Here is a 17,873-nt window from a genome sequence, read left to right on the forward strand (position 1 = left end):
GTACATCATTTAGAAGTGTTTCGCCCGTGGGGGAAATATACTGTAATTGACAATGGTGTTAATTACCTGGTCAGACGTATAAATGTTAAACCGGGTGAAAAATTTGTCGCACAACTGCATAAGCATAGAGCAGAACACTGGATAGTCGTGTCGGGTACCGCTCGTGTTACAAAAGACGAAAAGACTTTTTTAGTTTCAGAAAATGAATCAACATTTATACCCGTTAATACTGTCCATGCACTTGAAAACGCTGGCGTAATCCCGTTAGAGCTTATCGAAATCCAGTCAGGAAATTACCTTGGCGAGGATGATATTATTCGCATGGAAACGCGTTTTGGATATTCAGAGTGAGAGATAAATGAACCTGGTTTATAATAGTCGAGATATTATCAAAAATTCAGGCATTGCTTTTGGAACTAGCGGTGCCCGTGGTCTTGTTAGCGATTTTACACCTGAAGTTTGTGCTGCTTTTACTGTTTCATTCCTGACCGTAATGCAGCAACAATTTTCGTTCGATACAATAGCACTTGCAATTGATAATAGACCAAGCAGCTACCAAATGGCTCAGGCTTGTGCCGCGGCGCTAAAGGACAAAGGAATTGATACTGTATTCTATGGGGTTGTACCTACTCCAGCCTTGGCTTATCAATCTATGTCAGATTATGTGCCTGCGATCATGATCACGGGTAGTCATATCCCGTTTGATCGCAATGGCCTAAAGTTTTATAGACCTGACGGTGAAATTACTAAAGAGGATGAAAATGCTATTGTTCAAGCTGAAGCTTCATTCGGATACATTAAGACAGAAGAGTTGTTGACTTCCTCGCTTGCCGCTGAAAATTATATTGCACGATATACCTCGTTATTTTCAACACCATTTCTGAAAAATAAACGTATTGGCATTTATGAGCATTCAAGTGCAGGCCGGGATCTTTATAAGCCTTTGTTTAATGCTTTAGGTGCTACTGTTATCAGTTTAGCCAGAAGTGATGAATTTGTCCCTATTGATACTGAAGCAGTAAGTGAAGATGATAGTCGTAAGGCAATAAAATGGGCAAAGGAATTACAGCTAGATGCAATATTTTCTACTGATGGAGATGGTGACAGACCTCTTATCGCAGATGAAAATGGAAATTGGTTGCGAGGTGATGTTTTAGGCTTATTATGTTCACTGGAATTAACCGCGGATGCTGTAGCGGTTCCTGTAAGTTGTAATAGTATCATTTCTTCACATAATTACTTTAAGCATGTGATGCGAACCAAAATTGGTTCTCCTTATGTTATTGCTGCATTTGCGGAGCTAGCTGCAAATTATAATTGTGTTGTAGGTTTTGAAGCTAATGGTGGTTTTTTATTGGGCAGTGATGTCTTTATTAACCAGCATTTGCTTAGAGCGTTACCAACTCGTGATGCAGTCCTCCCTGCTATTATGCTACTTTATAGAGCAAAAGATAATGGTATTGGTGAACTTGTTTCACAACTGCCAGCACGTTATACCCATTCCAATAGATTACAAAATGTAGATTCTCTAACAAGCGTGTCATTAATTAATTTAGGACTATCAGACCACGTTAAGTTTATGGAGTATATCGGATTAAATGATTGTCAGATATTGAACTCGGATATTACTGATGGGTTGCGAATTACATTGGACAATAATAGTATTGTACATTTGCGCCCTTCAGGCAATGCTCCTGAGTTACGTTGTTATGCAGAGGCTGACTCTCAAGACGCAGCATACAAACTTGTTGAAACTGTCCTTGCTAATATCGAAATGCAGGTTGGGTAAAATCTTTAAATATAGTAGACCTTAAGCGTTTATCTCGGGAACGCTTAACTTGGCTATTTGGTACCCATTTAGAGGGCGTGAGTTTAATGGATAGTATTGATAACAAGTATAATCCACAGTTATTTAAGATATTATTGGCTATTTCGGATTTATTTTTTTTCAATGTAGCGTTGTGGCTATCTTTAGGGTGCGTATATTTAATTTTTAATGAGGTTCAGCGTTTTATTCCGCAAGAACAATTAGACTTGCGCTTCATTTCGCATTTCATACTTTCAATCGTCTGTGTAGGATGGTTTTGGATACGTTTGCGTCATTACACTTATCGCAAACCATTTTGGTATGAATTAAAAGAAATTATTCGGACAATTGTGATTTTTGCCGTGTTTGATTTGGCGCTGATTGCGTTTACAAAATGGCAATTTTCTCGTTATGTTTGGGTGTTTTGCTGGTCGTTTGCGCTGATTTTGGTGCCCTTGTTCCGTGTACTAACAAAGCACTTGCTAAATAAATTAGGGATCTGGAAAAAAACAACCGTCATTCTTGGGTGTGGTGAAAATGCAATCGGTGCATACAATGCTCTGCAGAGCGAAGAGATGATGGGTTTTAATGTTGTGGCTTTCTTTGATACTGATGCTGCATCATCTGAGATTTGTTCACTACCTGTAATACAAGATGTAGAAAAAATTTGGAGTTTAAATCGTACCGGAGATATTCATTATATACTTGCCTATGAATATACCGAGCTTGATAAAACACAATTATGGCTTCGTGAGTTATCTAAACACCATTGTCGTTCAGTTACAGTTGTGCCTTCTTTCCGCGGATTGCCCTTATATAATACCGATATGTCCTTCATTTTTAGCCATGAAGTGATGTTATTGAGGATACAAAACAATCTTGCCAAAAGGACCTCTCGTTTTCTTAAGCGTACTTTCGATATTGTTTGCTCTTCATTAATATTGTTAGTCGCATCACCGCTCATGGTTTACCTGTGGTACAAAGTGACACGTGATGGTGGGCCAGCCATTTATGGTCATCAGCGTGTAGGGCGAAACGGTAAGTTATTCCCGTGCTACAAATTCCGCTCAATGGTGATGAATTCTCAGGAAGTGTTAAAAGAGCTTCTGGATAGCGATCCGGAGGCGCGGGCTGAGTGGGAAAAAGATTTTAAATTAAAGAATGATCCACGTATTACCGCTGTGGGGCGTTTTATTCGTAAAACCAGCCTTGATGAATTACCGCAATTATTCAACGTGCTTAAAGGTGAAATGAGCCTGGTTGGTCCGCGACCTATCATTTCTGACGAACTGGAGCGTTACTGTGATGATGTTGATTATTATCTGATGGCGAAGCCGGGTATGACAGGATTATGGCAAGTGAGTGGTCGTAACGACGTTGATTACGATACACGCGTCTATTTTGATGCATGGTACGTCAAAAACTGGACTCTTTGGAATGATATTGCCATTTTGTTTAAGACGGTGAAGGTTGTGTTACATCGTGATGGTGCATACTGAGATTCTCAGCCGATAATTCACTAGAAAATATGCAGTTATGTGATCAGTGCATCATTTGCTACCCTCTTACCTCACCCTTGAGTTAACATGTTTTTTACTTTACCCGTCGTTCGCATTCCGGCGGGGTATCCACACCTGACAGGAGTATGTAATGTCCAAGCAACAGATCGGCGTTGTCGGTATGGCAGTGATGGGGCGCAACCTGGCGCTCAACATCGAAAGCCGTGGTTATACCGTCTCCGTTTTCAACCGCTCCCGTGATAAGACCGAAGAAGTGATTGCCGAGAATCCAGGCAAGAAACTGGTTCCTTTCTATACGGTGAAAGAGTTCGTTGAGTCCCTGGAAACGCCTCGTCGTATCCTGTTAATGGTGAAAGCGGGCGCGGGTACCGATGCTGCTATCGACTCCCTGAAGCCTTACCTTGAAAAAGGTGACATCATCATTGATGGCGGTAACACCTTCTTCCAGGACACCATTCGTCGTAACCGTGAGTTGTCCGCTGAAGGCTTCAACTTCATCGGTACCGGTGTTTCCGGTGGTGAAGAGGGCGCGCTGAAAGGTCCATCAATCATGCCTGGTGGCCAGAAAGAAGCGTACGAACTGGTTGCGCCAATCCTGACTAAAATCGCTGCTGTTGCGGAAGATGGTGAGCCGTGTGTGACTTATATCGGTCCGGACGGTGCTGGTCACTATGTCAAAATGGTGCACAACGGCATCGAATACGGCGATATGCAGCTGATCGCAGAAGCATACTCCCTGCTGAAAGGCGGCCTGAATCTCTCTAACGAAGAGCTGGCTGAAACCTTTACCGAGTGGAATAAAGGCGAGCTGAACAGCTATCTGATCGACATCACCAAAGATATCTTCACGAAGAAAGATGAAGAGGGTAAATACCTGGTTGATGTGATTCTGGATGAAGCAGCGAACAAAGGTACCGGTAAATGGACCAGCCAGAGCTCTCTGGATCTGGGCGAGCCGCTGTCTCTGATCACCGAATCCGTCTTTGCGCGTTATATCTCTTCTCTGAAAGAGCAGCGCGTTGCGGCTTCTAAAGTGCTGTCTGGCCCTCAGGCTAAACCAGCCGGTGACAAAGCTGAGTTCGTCGAGAAAGTTCGTCGCGCCCTGTACCTGGGTAAAATCGTCTCTTACGCGCAGGGCTTCTCTCAGCTGCGTGCGGCGTCAGACGAGAACAACTGGGATCTGAACTACGGTGAGATTGCGAAGATCTTCCGCGCGGGTTGCATCATTCGTGCGCAGTTCCTGCAGAAAATCACCGATGCCTATGCTGAAAACGCGGGTATCGCCAACCTTCTGCTGGCCCCGTACTTCAAAAAGATTGCGGATGAATACCAGCAGGCATTGCGTGAAGTGGTTGCCTACGCCGTACAGAACGGAATCCCGGTTCCAACCTTCTCTGCGGCAGTAGCTTATTATGACAGCTATCGTGCTGCTGTTCTGCCTGCCAACCTGATCCAGGCACAGCGTGACTATTTTGGTGCGCATACTTACAAGCGCACGGATAAAGAAGGTGTGTTCCATACCGAATGGATGGAGTGAGTTAAAACCTTCGCAATAATACCAACCCGGAGCTTGTCTCCGGGTTTTTTTATGCAAAAAATGCCGGCCATTATTCGAAGTAGTCTGAATCTCATCCCGCTCGTTGTGATTACTCCTGGTTTGCCTTGACAGTTCTGTTTGTCAGGAGGTACAAAGCCCAACAGTTATGTTTATCGCGATGGTCTGCCGGCCATCAATACAGTTAACTAAAAGAAGTCATTAGCGAATGAAAATAACAATTTCCGGAACAGGGTATGTCGGTCTTTCTAACGGCATTCTGATTGCTCAGAACCATGAAGTGGTTGCGCTGGATATCGTGCAGGCCAAAGTGGATATGCTCAATCAGAAGAAATCGCCGATTGTCGACAAAGAAATCCAGGACTATCTCAGCAATAAACCGCTGAATTTCCGCGCCACGACAGATAAAGAAGATGCATACCGCGATGCGGATTACGTCATCATTGCGACGCCTACTGACTACGATCCAAAAACCAACTATTTCAACACCTCAACCGTAGAAGCGGTTATCAAAGATGTTATTGCGATTAATCCTGATGCGGTGATGGTTATTAAATCGACCATTCCTGTCGGCTTTACCAAATCCATCAAAGAAAAGTTTGGTATTGATAATATCTTCTTCTCGCCAGAGTTCCTGCGTGAGGGGAGAGCGCTTTACGATAACCTGCATCCTTCGCGTATCGTTATTGGCGAACGCTCTGAGCGTGCTGAACGCTTTGCCGCACTGCTGCAGGAAGGCGCAGTGAAGAAAGATATTCCGGTGCTGTTCACGGACTCCACCGAAGCGGAGGCGATTAAGCTTTTCGCAAACACCTATCTGGCAATGCGAGTTGCGTACTTCAATGAGCTCGACAGCTATGCAGAAAGTCTTGGGCTGAACACCCGCCAAATTATTGAAGGGGTTTGCCTCGACCCGCGTATTGGCAACCACTATAACAACCCGTCATTTGGCTACGGTGGCTATTGCCTGCCAAAAGATACCAAGCAGCTGCTGGCGAACTACCAGGCCGTGCCGAATAACCTGATATCGGCGATTGTTGACGCTAACCGTACGCGTAAAGATTTCATCTCCGATTCCATTCTTGCGCGCCAGCCGAAAGTGGTGGGAGTGTACCGTCTGATCATGAAGAGCGGTTCCGATAATTTCCGCGCCTCTTCCATTCAGGGGATTATGAAGCGCATCAAGGCGAAAGGCGTGGAGGTCATTATCTATGAGCCTGCCATGCAGGAAGATCAGTTCTTCAATTCCCGTGTGATCCGCGATCTGGATGCCTTCAAAAAAGAAGCGGATGTCATTATCTCGAACCGCATGGCGGAAGAGCTGGCTGACGTCGCTGACAAAGTCTATACCCGCGATCTCTTCGGTAGCGACTAAATCTCTTTCATGATGAAAAAACCCGGCTGATTTGCCGGGTTTTTTATTTTCAGACCTTGTAAAACTCGCGGTACCATTCAACGAAGTTCTTCACTCCGTCTTTAACCGAGGTTTGTGGTTTGAAACCGATCACGTCATACAGCGCTTTCGTGTCGGCACTGGTTTCCAGTACGTCGCCCGGCTGGAGCGGCAACATATTTTTCTCGGCTTTTTTACCCAGCGCGTCTTCCAGTGCTGTGATGTAGTCCATCAGCTCTACTGGGGAGCTGTTACCGATGTTGTAAACGCGGTAAGGTGCTGAACTGGTTGCCGGTGAGCCGGTCTCAACGGTCCAGTTTGCGTCAGGATGGGGAATAACATCCTGCAGACGAATAATCGCTTCAGCAATATCATCGATGTAGGTAAAGTCGCGCTTCATCTTCCCGTAGTTATAGACATCGATGCTTTTGCCTTCAATCATTGCCTTAGTAAATTTAAACAGCGCCATATCCGGGCGTCCCCACGGACCGTATACGGTAAAGAAGCGCAGTCCGGTGGTCGGCAAGTTGTACAGGTGCGAATAGGTGTGCGACATCAGTTCATTGGCTTTTTTGGTCGCAGCATAGAGTGAAACGGGGTGATCCACGGAATCATCAGTAGAGAACGGCATTTTACGGTTGAGGCCATATACGGAGCTGGACGAGGCATAAAGCAGATGCTGAACGTGGTTATGGCGACACCCTTCCAGCACGTTGAGATGGCCAATAAGATTGGCATCCGCATAGGCGTGCGGGTTTTCCAGGGAGTAACGAACGCCTGCCTGTGCAGCCAGATGAATGACGCGATCAAACTTTTCACTGGCGAAAAGCGCAGCCATGCCTTCACGGTCTGCTAACTCAAGCTTGTGAAAGGTGAAACGCTCTGATTGTATCCGTTCCAGACGCGCCAGTTTCAGGTTGACATCGTAGTAGTCATTCAGGTTATCAATACCGACAACCTGATGTCCGGCCTCAATGAGGCGTTTACTGACATTCGAACCGATAAAACCTGCTGCACCGGTGACCAGAAATTTCATATTTTCCCTCTTAAACCCTTATTCTTACAGATGCGATAACGCATCACATGGTGTCTATGATAGCGCGAAGGGGAGCGAGTTACATAACGCATCTTTCCGATATAACTCATCGGATTCTTATAGAAAAATCCGCAGTAATAGATAAACTATGCAAACATAATTATGTTTCCCCTTTTTCATCAGTTAGGGATTGTATGACGCAAAACAACAATAGCCAGGTCAGCCGAAGCAACGACCCTGAGCAAATTGATTTACTTGATTTAGTGTTACAGCTGTGGCGTGGAAAGTGGATGATAGCAACGTTTGTTGTTGTTTTTATTGCCCTGGCCGTGGGATATCTTTCAATTGCTAAGGAAAAGTGGACCTCAAGCGCGATCATTGCCCAACCTGATGCAGCGCAGATAGCGACCTACTCAAACGCATTGAACATCCTCTACGGCAGCGCAGCTCCTTCAATGCTGGACATTCAAACGCGCGCGATTGACCGTTTTAACGCCTCTTTCTCTGCGTTATCCCAGGCGCTGGACAACCAGGATGTGCCTGAAAAACTGACTATTGAGCCTGCTGTTAAAGGGCAGCCGCTGCCGTTAAGCGTCTCCTATGCCAGTACATCAGCTGAAGCGGCGCAAAAGCAGCTGGCGCAGTACATCCAGCAGATTGATGAACAGACGGCAAAAGAACTTGCCCTTGACCTCAAGGACAATATCAAGGAGCAGATTAAAACGCTGAACGATTCTCTGGTTAGCCAGGAGAAGGTCGCTCAGGAGCAGAAAGATCTGCGTATTAAACAGATTGCAGAAGCATTGAAGAATGCTGAAGCGGCGAAAATCTCCTCGCCACAGATTCAGCAAACCCAGGATGTCACTCAGGAAACGATGTTCCTGCTGGGAAGTGAAGGGCTGAAATCGATGATAGACAATGAAGCGTCGCGCCCGCTGATCTTCTCTACCGCATATTATCAGACTAAACGAAACCTGCTGGACATCCAGAACCTGAACGTGAATCCTGACACTATCCACGTTTATCGTTACGTTATGAAGCCGGATCTGCCCGTTCGTCGCGATAGTCCTAAGAAAGCGGTTATTCTTGTTCTAGCCGTGCTGCTGGGCGGTATGATTGGCTCTGGTGTGGTTCTGGGGCGTAATGCATTGCGCAACTACAAACCAAAAGCCTGATTTGCAGATTTAAAAAAACCGGGGATAATTAATCCCCGGTTTTTTTATTTGTGTCGTTTGCGAAGATTCTCAATCACCGCCGTCAAATCCAGCTCCTGATCCTGCAGCAGCACCAGCAGGTGATACATCAAATCCGATGCTTCATTCGTCAATTCTTCCCGGTCATGTACGGTCGCGGCCAGCGCCGTCTCAACGCCTTCTTCTCCCACCTTCTGCGCAATGCGCTTAGTCCCGCTGGCATACAGCTTCGCGGTATAGGAGCTCTCAGGATCCGCCGATTTACGCTCCGCCAGCAGCTGCTCCAGCTGATACAGAAACAGCCACTGATGACTCGTCTCGCCAAAGCAGCTGCTGGTGCCCTTATGGCAGGTTGGGCCGATTGGGTTTACCAGCACCAGCAGGGTGTCGTTATCGCAGTCTGGCGTCATGCTGACCACGTTCAGGAAGTGCCCCGAGGTTTCCCCTTTGGTCCACAGGCGCTGCTTCGTACGCGAGAAAAACGTCACTTTGCCGCTGTCGATCGTTTTTGCCAGCGCGTCCTGGTTCATATAACCCAGCATCAGCACTTCGCCCGAGACGGCATGCTGTACAACCACCGGCAGTAATCCGTCAGTTTTTTCCCAGTCCAGCTGCGCCTGTTGTTGCTCTGTTAACATACCCTGATCTCCACGCCCTGGTCGGCCAGGTACGTTTTTAACTCACCAATATTGATAATCTGTTTGTGGAACACGGAGGCGGCAAGGGCACCGTCCACGTTCGCATCGCGGAAGGCTTCCAGGAAATGCTCCTTGGTGCCTGCGCCGCCGGAGGCAATCAGCGGAACGTGGCAGACCGCGCGCACTTTCTTCAGCTGCTCGAGGTCATAACCGTTACGCACGCCATCCTGGTTCATCATATTGAGAACAATCTCGCCTGCGCCACGCTTTTGCACTTCCTGCACCCAATCGAGCGTTTCCCACTGGGTGACGCGGGTACGACTTTCATCGCCGGTGTACTGGTTGACGTGGTACTTGCCCGTTGCGGCGTCATACCAGGTGTCGATTCCAACCACAATACACTGCACGCCAAAGCGATCGGCCAGGCGTGTAATCAACTCCGGCTCGGCCAGAGCAGGGGAGTTGATGGAAATCTTGTCGGCACCAAAAGAGAGAATTTTGGCAGCGTCGTCAGCGGACTTAATCCCGCCCGCTACGCAGAACGGAATGTCGATCACTTCCGCCACGCGCGCCACCCAGCTTTTGTCGACCACGCGGCCATCGCTGGAAGCGGTAATATCGTAAAATACCAGCTCGTCTGCGCCTTCATCGGCATAGCGTTTTGCCAGCGGAACGATGTCGCCAATGATTTCGTGGTTGCGGAACTGCACGCCTTTCACGACCTGACCGTCGCGTACGTCCAGGCAAGGGATTATCCGTTTTGCCAGCATTGAATCGCCTCCGTCACAGTAAATTTACCTTCCAGCAGGGCCCGGCCCACAATCACACCCTGTACACCTGTACCGCGCAGCGCGGCAACGTCGTCTATATCACCAATGCCGCCTGAAGACTGGAAGGCTACCTGCGGATAACGCGCGCAGACCTCTTCATACAGCGAGACGTTAGAGCCCGCCAGCGTTCCGTCGCGGGAAATATCGGTACACAACACGTGCTTCAGGCCAACGGGAAGATAGATATCGACCAGCTCTTCCAGCGTCACGCCGGAGTTTTCCTGCCAGCCGCTGACGGCAACCTGCTTTTTACCCTGCTCGTCAATGCGCACGTCCAGCGCCAGTACAAGGGCGTCGGCGCCAAAGCGGCGGAACCAGCCTTTCACCGTGTCAGGATCTTTCACGGCAGTTGACCCTACCACCACGCGCGCCACGCCAGCGTCCAGCAGCGCCGCAACGTCCTCTTCCGTACGAACGCCGCCGCCGACCTGTACGGGCACGTCAACACCAGCAACAAGCTGTTTAAGCAGCGGGATCTGGCGCTTCGCCGGATCTTTCGCGCCCGTCAAATCCACCAGATGCAGCACCTGGGCCCCCTGAGCGGCATAATCCTGCAGACGCGGCAGCGGGTCGTTTCCGTAGTCTCGCTGCTGGCCGTAATCGCCCTGGTGGAGACGGACAACCGTGCCGTCAATTAAATCTAAAGCGGGAATAATCATCACATCTCCAGGAAGTTTTTCAGCAGCTGCGCACCCGCGGCACCAGAGCGCTCCGGGTGAAACTGCACGCCGAAGAAATTGTCTTTCTGTACCGCCGCAGTAAACGCCTCGCCATAATTGCACTGGGCGATGGTATTGGTGTTTACGGGCATGGCGTAGCTGTGCACGAAGTAAAAGTACGCGCCGTCTTCGATGCCGCGAAACAACCGGTCGCCCGCTTTGGCGTAAACGCGGTTCCAGCCCATATGCGGCAGAGGCAGACCGTGGTCGGTCATTTTTGGGACGTCTTCGTCGATAATGCCCAGCAGGTCAACGCCGTTACTCTCGTCGCTGCGACGGCCCAGGAGCTGCATGCCCAGGCAAATGCCCAGCACCGGCTGGGTACAGGCTTTGATCAGATCGACCAGCTCGCGTTCGCGAATCTGATCCATCGCGGCCTGCGCGGTGCCAACGCCCGGCAGGAATAACTTATCGGCGCGCAAGACAACGTCCGGATCGCGGCTTACCACCGGCTCATAGCCGTGGCGCGCAATGGCCGATTTTACGGAGTTGAGGTTGGCGCATCCGGTATCCAGAATCACCACGTTCATTACAGCACTCCTTTTGATGAGGGAAGGGCATCGCCTTCCACGCGGATCGCCTGGCGCAGCGTACGGCCAAAGGCTTTAAACAGGCTCTCCACGCGGTGGTGATCGTTTTTGCCCTTGGTCTTCAGATGCAGCGTCAGGCCCATGGTGTAGGACAATGAACGGAAGAAGTGCTCCACCATTTCGGTGCTGAGATCGCCCACACGCTGGTAGGTGAAATCAGCTTTATATTCCAGGTGCGGACGACCTGAAATGTCCATGGCGCAGCGCGCCAGGCACTCGTCCATCGGCAGGACGAAGCCGAAACGGTTGATGCCGCGCTTGTCGCCGAGCGCCAGCTTCAGGGCTTCACCCAGCGCCAGGCCGGTATCTTCCACTGTGTGGTGATCGTCAATGTAAAGGTCGCCTTTTACCGCGATCTCCATGCGGAAGCCGCCGTGGGTGGCAATCTGATCCAGCATATGGTCGAAGAAACCGACGCCGGTGTGGATCTTGCTGCCGCCTTCACGGTCCAGCCAGACCTTCACATCAATCTGCGTCTCTTTGGTGTTGCGCTCAACGTGGGAATAGCGGTCGCGCTTTGTCAGCTGCTCGCCAATTTTCGCCCAGTTAAGGTTGTTGCGGTCGTAGCGCAGCCCCGCGATGCCCATGTTTTCCGCCAGCGTGATATCGGTGATGCGATCGCCGATGACATAGCTGTTGGTTTTATCCAGCGCATCTTCAGCCAGGTAACGCTCTACCAGCTTCACCTTTGGCTTACGGCAGTCGCACTCGTCGGCCGGCATGTGCGGGCAAATCAGCACTTCATCAAATACCACGCCCTGAGAGGTCAGCACCTGCATCATCAGATTATGCGGGCCGTCAAAGTCCGCCTGCGGGAAGCTGTCAGTACCCAGACCGTCCTGATTGGTGATCATCACCAGCTTAAATCCGGCTTTCTGCAGCTTAAGCAGCACCGGGATCACGTCCGGTTCAAAAGCCAGTTTGTCGAATCGATCGACCTGAAAATCGGCTGGTGGCTCCGAAATAAGGGTGCCGTCACGATCGATGAAAAGGATCTTCTGGGTCATACTTTCTCCGCTTTCAGGGCGTCAATCACGCGCTGGCTCTCTGCGCGGGTGCCTACGGTAATGCGCAAGCATCCGCTCAGGGAAGGTTGTTTATTCTGGTCTCGTAAGATAATGCCCTGATCCCACAAAGATTTAAATACGGCACTGGAGGCGGTGAAGCGCGCCAGGATATAGTTGGTTTCCGAGTCGAACACCTGCTCCACGCAGGGAATATCCTTCAGGGCTGTCACCAGATATTGACGCTCCGCCAGAATTTGCGCCACGCGCTCGCGCATTGCATTTATGCCCTGCGGCGTCAGCGCCTGTGCCGCAATATCGGCAACCGGCGTTGAGAGCGGGTACGGGGCGATCACTTTCAGCAGCAGGTCGATAACCTCTTTATTCGCCAGCGTGAATCCGCAGCGCAGACCTGCAAGGGCAAAGGCTTTCGACAGCGTGCGCAGCACAACCAGGTGCGGATACTCTTTCAGCCAGCCTGCCAGCGTTGCCTGCGGACAGAACTCAATATAGGCTTCATCCGCGACCACCAGGGCTTTACCGCGCGTCATCTCCAGCAGGGTGCGAATATCCTGCGGGTTGATAATCTGCCCGGTTGGGTTATTTGGGCTGCAGACGAAGACAACCTTCACGCCATCGAGATTGTCTGCAATGCCCTGCAAATCGAGCTGCCAGTTCTCCAGCGCCTGCACGTTGCGGCACGCCACGCCGAAGGTTTCGGCGCTGACGCTGTACATGCCGTAGGTAGGCTGGCAGTACATCACCGCGTCTTTGCCCGGCTCGCAGAACGCGCGGATCAGCAGCTCAATGCCCTCATCCGCGCCGCGACTGACCAGCACCTGCTCCGGCTTCACGCCCGCGTACTGCGCGTAGTTTTCGATAACCGCCTTCGGCTGACACTCCGGATAGCGGTTCAGCGTTTGCTGCGACAGCTCAAACTGCACCGCAGTTGGGAATTCGTTGGCGTTCAGCCAGACGTCCCCGTTTCCGCCCAGACGACGCGCAGACTGGTAAGGCGTCAGGCGACGGACATTTTCGCGGGCTAACTCTTCAATGTTCATGCTTGCTCCTTCAGGGCTGCAACGCGCAGCGTCACGGCATTTTTGTGGGCGGTCAGTCGCTCGGCGGCGGCCAGGGTCTCAATAGTGGAGGCCAGTGAGGCAAACCCTTCGCGGGAGAGTTCCTGCACGGTCATGCGTTTCTGGAAATCCGCCAGGCCAAGGCTGGAGCAGGTAGAGGTATAGCCGTACGTCGGCAGCACGTGGTTAGTGCCGGAGGCGTAATCCCCCGCGGATTCCGGTGACCAGTCGCCGAGGAACACCGAGCCGGCGCTGGTGATGCTGTCGACCAGATCGCGCGCGCTGCGGGTCTGAATAATCAGGTGCTCCGGGCCGTACTGGTTGGAGATGGCAATGCACTGCGCCAGATCGCGCGCCACAATCAGGCGGCTGGCCGCGAGCGCCTGGCGTGCCGTGTCGGCGCGGGGCAGGTCGGCAAGCTGGCGCTCGACGGCTTCACCCACGCGTTTCGCCATATCGGCATCCGGCGTCAGCAGGATCACCTGTGAGTCCGGGCCGTGTTCCGCCTGTGAAAGCAGGTCGGAGGCCACGAAGTCAGGCGTTGCGCCGCTGTCGGCAATGACCAGCACTTCAGACGGACCGGCAGGCATATCGATGGCCGCGCCGTCCAGACGCTGGCTGACCTGGCGCTTGGCTTCGGTCACGTACGCATTGCCAGGGCCAAAGATTTTGTCGACCTTCGGAATGGATTCAGTCCCGAATGCCAGGGCAGAAATCGCCTGCGCACCGCCCACTTTATAGATCGCCTGCACCCCGCACAGCTTCGCCGCATAAAGGATTTCGTCGGCAATCGGTGGCGGTGAGCAAAGCACCACTTTCTGGCATCCGGCGATACGCGCCGGCGTGGCGAGCATTAATACGGTCGAGAACAGCGGCGCTGAACCGCCGGGGATATAAAGCCCCACTGATGCAACCGGGCGCGTCACCTGCTGGCAGCGTACGCCGGGCAGGGTTTCGACATCCACGGTCTGCAGCTTCTGCGCGGTGTGGAAGGTATCAATGTTTTTTACCGCGACGGCCATCGCCTGTTTGATCTCGTCACCCAGACGATCGGTGGCATCAATGATTTCCTGCTCGGTAACCTGTAACGTGCCGACTTCCGTCTTATCAAACTTCGCGCTGTATTCACGCAGCGCGTCATCGCCACGGGCTTTGACGTTATCCAGGATCTCCGCCACGGTGCGTGAGATGCTTTCTGAGGCGGAAATCGCCGGGCGCATCAGCAGCTCGCGACGCTGTGCGTCGCTACAGGTATTCCAGTCGATGATTGTGTTAAAGCTCATGGCCATTACTCCATCATCTTCTCAATAGGCAGCACCAGAATGGAGCTTGCGCCCAGCGCCTTCAGTTTTTCCATGGTTTCCCAGAACAGGGTTTCGCTGCTCACCATGTGCATCGCCACGCGCTGCTGATCGCCTGCCAGCGGCAGGATGGTTGGGCGCTCAGCGCCAGGCAGCAGAGCGATGACCTCTTCCAGACGTTCGGTTGGGGCGTGCATCATGATGTATTTCGATTCGCGCGCCTGAATGACGCCCTGAATGCGGGTCAGCAGTTTGTCGATCAGTTGCTGCTTGGCGTCGGCCATCTCGCCATCGCGCTGAATCAGGCACGCTTTAGAGCGGTAGATCACTTCCACTTCGCGCAAACCGTTCGCTTCCAGCGTCGCGCCGGTAGAGACGAGGTCACAGATGGCGTCTGCCAGACCCGCACGCGGTGCCACTTCAACGGAGCCGTTCAGCAGGCAGGATTTAAACTGCACGCCTTTCTGGTCGAGATAGCGCTTCAACAGGTGAGGGTAGGAGGTGGCGATACGTTTGCCGTTCAGCGCGGCCGGGCCGTCCCACGCTTCATCAACCGGTGTTGCCAGCGACAGGCGGCAGCCGCCGAAGTCCAGACGACGCAGGGTGAAGTAACGCGGATCTTCGCCCTGCGCGCGGCGGGTCAGCAGCTCTTCTTCCAGCACGTTTTCACCGATGATGCCGAGGTCAACGACACCATCCATGACCAGGCCGGGAATATCGTCATCACGCACGCGCAGAATGTCGATGGGCATGTTTTCAGCCAGAGCAATCAGGCGCTGGGTGTGCAGGTTAATTTTAATCCCGCAGCGGGCCAGCAGTTCGCGTGAGTCGTCGCTCAAACGGCCTGATTTTTGAATAGCTATGCGTAAGCGTGAGTTATCTAACATTCTTTATTCCTCGTTAACCTGTTTTAACCTGTCTGAATTCGGTCCAAAAAAAAGCCCCCGGAAGAAGATCTTCCGGGGGCTTTTTCATGCGTTCATGCACCACTGGAAGATCCAAACGTCTTCCAGCACACATCGCCTGAAAGACTAGTCAGGATGATGGTGATGATGGTGGTGTTTAAATTGAACGCGTGTCATATAAATTCTCGATGAATGCTTATTCATTTGATGTCTTTTAACCTAAACCAGTTGTACGACATATTGCAAGGGCTTTTTTTGATCATTAATTCATTTCATATTGATGCTATGAATTGTGTGTTCTGCCAGGCTGGCGTAGCCTTATGAAAGACGAGTGAGAGTCAGGAGAATTCGCATGAAAAAGGTCGCGATTGTCGGTTTAGGATGGCTGGGAATGCCGCTGGCGATGTCATTAGCCGCGAAAGGCTGGCAGGTGACCGGGAGCAAGACCACCCGAGATGGGGTCGAAGCGGCGCGAATGTGCGGTATTGATGGCGTTGAACTGCGTCTGGAACCGGAACTGGTGTGTGATGCGGACGATTTGGACACGCTGATGAACGTGGATGCGCTGGTGATAACGCTACCCGCGCGGCGCAGTGGCCCGGGTGAATCATTTTATCTGCAGGCGATGCAGGAGATTGTCGACAGCGCGCTGGCGCATCACGTTCCGCGCATTATTTTTACCAGCTCGACGTCGGTCTATGGCGATGCTGAGGGCGTAGTGAAAGAGGGTTCCGAGCGCCGTCCCGTTACCGCGAGCGGTCAGGTCCTGAAAGAGCTGGAAGATTGGCTGCATAATCTTCCCGGCACGCAGGTCGATATCGTTCGTCTGGCGGGGCTGGTGGGCCCTGGTCGCCATCCGGGACGCTTCTTCGCCGGAAAGACGGCGCCCGACGGTCAGCATGGCGTGAATCTTGTCCATCTGGAGGATGTTATTGGCGCGATTGAGCTACTCTTACAGGCTCCAAAAGGCGGACACATCTATAATATATGTGCACCGTCTCATCCGGCGCGCAGGACGTTTTACCCGCTGATGGCACGTCAGCTGGGCCTGGCGGCGCCGGTTTTCGGTGAGGCAAAGGATGACAGTAAAGGTAAAATTGTTGATGGCAATCGCATTTGTCATGAGCTGGGGTTTGAGTATCAGTATCCCGATCCGCTGGTGATGCCCATGGAATAAGTCCCGCAGCGGAGACAATCGCACACCAGAGGGGGCGAGCATGAAACCGCTGCTGGATGTTCTTATTATTCTGGATGCACTGGAAAAAGAGGGAAGCTTTGCGGCAGCCTCGGCAAAGCTCTACAAAACCCCTTCGGCGTTGAGCTACACCGTTCAAAAACTGGAAAGCGATCTCAATATCCAGATCCTCGATCGCACCGGGCACCGCGCCCGTTTTACCCGCACCGGACAGATGCTGCTGGAAAAAGGCCGTGACGTTCTGCATACCGTTCGCGAGCTGGAAAAGCAGGCCGTCAAGCTCCATCAGGGATGGGAGAACGAGCTGGTGATTGGCGTGGATGACACCTTTCCATTTTCTCTCCTGACGCCGCTGATTGAAACGTTTTACCAGCATCACAGCGTCACCAGGCTGATTTTCATCAACGGCGTGCTGGGCGGTTCCTGGGATGCCTTAACGCAGGGCAGGGCGGACATTTTTGTCGGTGCACTGCATGAGCCTCCTCAGCTGAGCGAATTTGGTTTTGCCCGACTCGGCGTGCTGGAGCAGGTATTTGCCGTGGCGCCCCATCATCCGCTGGCTCAGGAACCTGAGCCTCTTAACCGTCGCGTCATAAAGGGCTACCGCGCGATTGTCGTGGGGGACAGCTCGCGCGCGGAATGTGCGGTTTCCTCGCAATTGCTGGATGAGCAGGAGGCCATCACCGTTTTTGACTTTAAAACCAAGCTGGAACTGCAAATTAGCGGTCTGGGCTGTGGCTATTTACCCCGCTATCTGGCGCAGCGCTTTATTGACAGCGGTGCGCTTGTTGAAAAACAGGTACTTGCTCAAAGCAGTAACGAGTCGGTATGGGTGGGCTGGAACGAACAAACCGCCGGGCTGGCCAGCGCCTGGTGGCGGGACGAAATTTTAGCAAATAGTGCTATCGCCGACGTTTACTCTCAGGGTAGCGTCGAGAAATCAGCCAGTTAGCAAAAAGAAAAATACCCGGTGCGTTGCAAAGTATTGCCTTTTGTATCCGATGTGGGGCAAAATGCCGCCGCTGCAACCAAATGAATAATCGACGATATAAAAGGCGTCGGTTATTTTTTTTTGCATGTACGAAACGAAACTAAAAACCAAGAGGCC

Annotated in this window: 18 protein-coding genes and 1 other annotated feature; of the genes, 8 read left to right on the forward strand and 10 right to left on the reverse strand. The window is 51.6% G+C overall.

What is annotated here, in order from left to right:
- From URZ40_RS15490 to ugd, 5 genes are all read left to right on the forward strand, one after another.
- Positions 1–351, forward strand: a 351-nt coding sequence (locus URZ40_RS15490) for a cupin domain-containing protein (protein ID WP_320720781.1), incomplete at its 5' end; no start/stop codon positions are given.
- Between the two features lie 7 nt (positions 352–358).
- Complete coding sequence (locus tag URZ40_RS15495; RefSeq protein ID WP_320720782.1) at positions 359–1,789, forward strand: phosphomannomutase; 1,431 nt, start codon at positions 359–361, stop codon at positions 1,787–1,789.
- 86 nt (positions 1,790–1,875) lie between these two features.
- Entirely contained in the window at positions 1,876–3,306 is a 1,431-nt protein-coding gene (locus tag URZ40_RS15500) for an undecaprenyl-phosphate galactose phosphotransferase (protein WP_320720783.1), read from the forward strand.
- Positions 3,307–3,457: 151 nt separating this feature from the next.
- Positions 3,458–4,864 carry an NADP-dependent phosphogluconate dehydrogenase gene (gene gndA, locus URZ40_RS15505; protein ID WP_320720784.1) on the forward strand — a complete coding sequence of 469 codons (1,407 nt, stop codon included), beginning with the start codon at positions 3,458–3,460 and terminating at the stop codon, positions 4,862–4,864.
- Positions 4,865–5,090: 226 nt separating this feature from the next.
- Positions 5,091–6,257 carry a UDP-glucose 6-dehydrogenase gene (gene ugd, locus URZ40_RS15510; RefSeq protein ID WP_063409310.1) on the forward strand — a complete coding sequence of 389 codons (1,167 nt, stop codon included), beginning with the start codon at positions 5,091–5,093 and terminating at the stop codon, positions 6,255–6,257.
- Positions 6,258–6,306: 49 nt separating this feature from the next.
- Here ugd and URZ40_RS15515 read toward each other — a convergent pair whose 3' ends face one another.
- Complete coding sequence (locus URZ40_RS15515; protein ID WP_316379432.1) at positions 6,307–7,311, reverse strand: NAD-dependent epimerase; 1,005 nt, start codon at positions 7,309–7,311, stop codon at positions 6,307–6,309.
- Positions 7,312–7,505: 194 nt separating this feature from the next.
- Here URZ40_RS15515 and wzzB point away from each other — a divergent pair, with 194 nt between their 5' ends.
- A complete protein-coding gene (gene wzzB, locus URZ40_RS15520) occupies positions 7,506–8,486 on the forward strand; it encodes an LPS O-antigen chain length determinant protein WzzB (RefSeq protein ID WP_316379433.1) in 981 nt (326 codons plus the stop codon).
- Positions 8,487–8,530: 44 nt separating this feature from the next.
- On the opposite strand, the gene hisIE is transcribed toward wzzB, so the two are convergent.
- From hisIE to hisL, 9 genes are all read right to left on the reverse strand, one after another.
- Positions 8,531–9,142 carry a bifunctional phosphoribosyl-AMP cyclohydrolase/phosphoribosyl-ATP diphosphatase HisIE gene (gene hisIE, locus URZ40_RS15525; RefSeq protein ID WP_163329797.1) on the reverse strand — a complete coding sequence of 204 codons (612 nt, stop codon included), beginning with the start codon at positions 9,140–9,142 and terminating at the stop codon, positions 8,531–8,533.
- Positions 9,136–9,912 carry an imidazole glycerol phosphate synthase subunit HisF gene (gene hisF, locus URZ40_RS15530; RefSeq protein ID WP_320720785.1) on the reverse strand — a complete coding sequence of 259 codons (777 nt, stop codon included), beginning with the start codon at positions 9,910–9,912 and terminating at the stop codon, positions 9,136–9,138. Before hisF ends, hisIE begins: the two co-directional genes overlap by 7 nt.
- Complete coding sequence (gene hisA / locus URZ40_RS15535) at positions 9,894–10,631, reverse strand: 1-(5-phosphoribosyl)-5-[(5-phosphoribosylamino)methylideneamino]imidazole-4-carboxamide isomerase (RefSeq protein ID WP_320720786.1); 738 nt, start codon at positions 10,629–10,631, stop codon at positions 9,894–9,896. Before hisA ends, hisF begins: the two co-directional genes overlap by 19 nt.
- The gene (hisH, locus tag URZ40_RS15540; RefSeq protein WP_320720787.1) at positions 10,631–11,221 is read right to left on the reverse strand and encodes an imidazole glycerol phosphate synthase subunit HisH; all 591 of its coding nucleotides are present in this window, start codon (positions 11,219–11,221) and stop codon (positions 10,631–10,633) included. Before hisH ends, hisA begins: the two co-directional genes overlap by 1 nt.
- A complete protein-coding gene (hisB, locus tag URZ40_RS15545) occupies positions 11,221–12,288 on the reverse strand; it encodes a bifunctional histidinol-phosphatase/imidazoleglycerol-phosphate dehydratase HisB (protein WP_047647361.1) in 1,068 nt (355 codons plus the stop codon). Before hisB ends, hisH begins: the two co-directional genes overlap by 1 nt.
- Entirely contained in the window at positions 12,285–13,346 is a 1,062-nt protein-coding gene (gene hisC / locus URZ40_RS15550) for a histidinol-phosphate transaminase (protein WP_320720788.1), read from the reverse strand. Before hisC ends, hisB begins: the two co-directional genes overlap by 4 nt.
- On the reverse strand, positions 13,343–14,647 hold the full coding sequence (hisD, locus tag URZ40_RS15555) for a histidinol dehydrogenase (protein WP_320720789.1): 1,305 nt from the start codon (positions 14,645–14,647) through the stop codon (positions 13,343–13,345). Before hisD ends, hisC begins: the two co-directional genes overlap by 4 nt.
- Before the next feature lie 5 nt (positions 14,648–14,652).
- Positions 14,653–15,552 carry an ATP phosphoribosyltransferase gene (hisG, locus tag URZ40_RS15560; protein ID WP_003859492.1) on the reverse strand — a complete coding sequence of 300 codons (900 nt, stop codon included), beginning with the start codon at positions 15,550–15,552 and terminating at the stop codon, positions 14,653–14,655.
- A 45-nt stretch (positions 15,553–15,597) separates the two neighbouring features.
- Positions 15,598–15,721: a sequence feature (His leader region), on the reverse strand.
- Positions 15,697–15,747: a his operon leader peptide gene (gene hisL / locus URZ40_RS15565; RefSeq protein ID WP_001364200.1), complete on the reverse strand. Its 51-nt coding sequence runs from the start codon at positions 15,745–15,747 to the stop codon at positions 15,697–15,699. (Overlaps the previous feature by 25 nt.)
- 175 nt (positions 15,748–15,922) lie before the next feature.
- Here hisL and URZ40_RS15570 point away from each other — a divergent pair, with 175 nt between their 5' ends.
- Together URZ40_RS15570 and URZ40_RS15575 are read left to right on the forward strand one after the other, a co-directional pair.
- Positions 15,923–16,747: an SDR family oxidoreductase gene (locus URZ40_RS15570; protein ID WP_320720790.1), complete on the forward strand. Its 825-nt coding sequence runs from the start codon at positions 15,923–15,925 to the stop codon at positions 16,745–16,747.
- Positions 16,748–16,787: 40 nt separating this feature from the next.
- Positions 16,788–17,717 carry a LysR substrate-binding domain-containing protein gene (locus URZ40_RS15575; RefSeq protein ID WP_163329803.1) on the forward strand — a complete coding sequence of 310 codons (930 nt, stop codon included), beginning with the start codon at positions 16,788–16,790 and terminating at the stop codon, positions 17,715–17,717.
- Positions 17,718–17,873: the final 156 nt, after the last annotated feature.

Origin of the sequence: Enterobacter sp. 296B2 (assembly GCF_034106185.1) — a bacterium.
Lineage (GTDB): Bacteria > Pseudomonadota > Gammaproteobacteria > Enterobacterales > Enterobacteriaceae > Enterobacter > Enterobacter cloacae_N.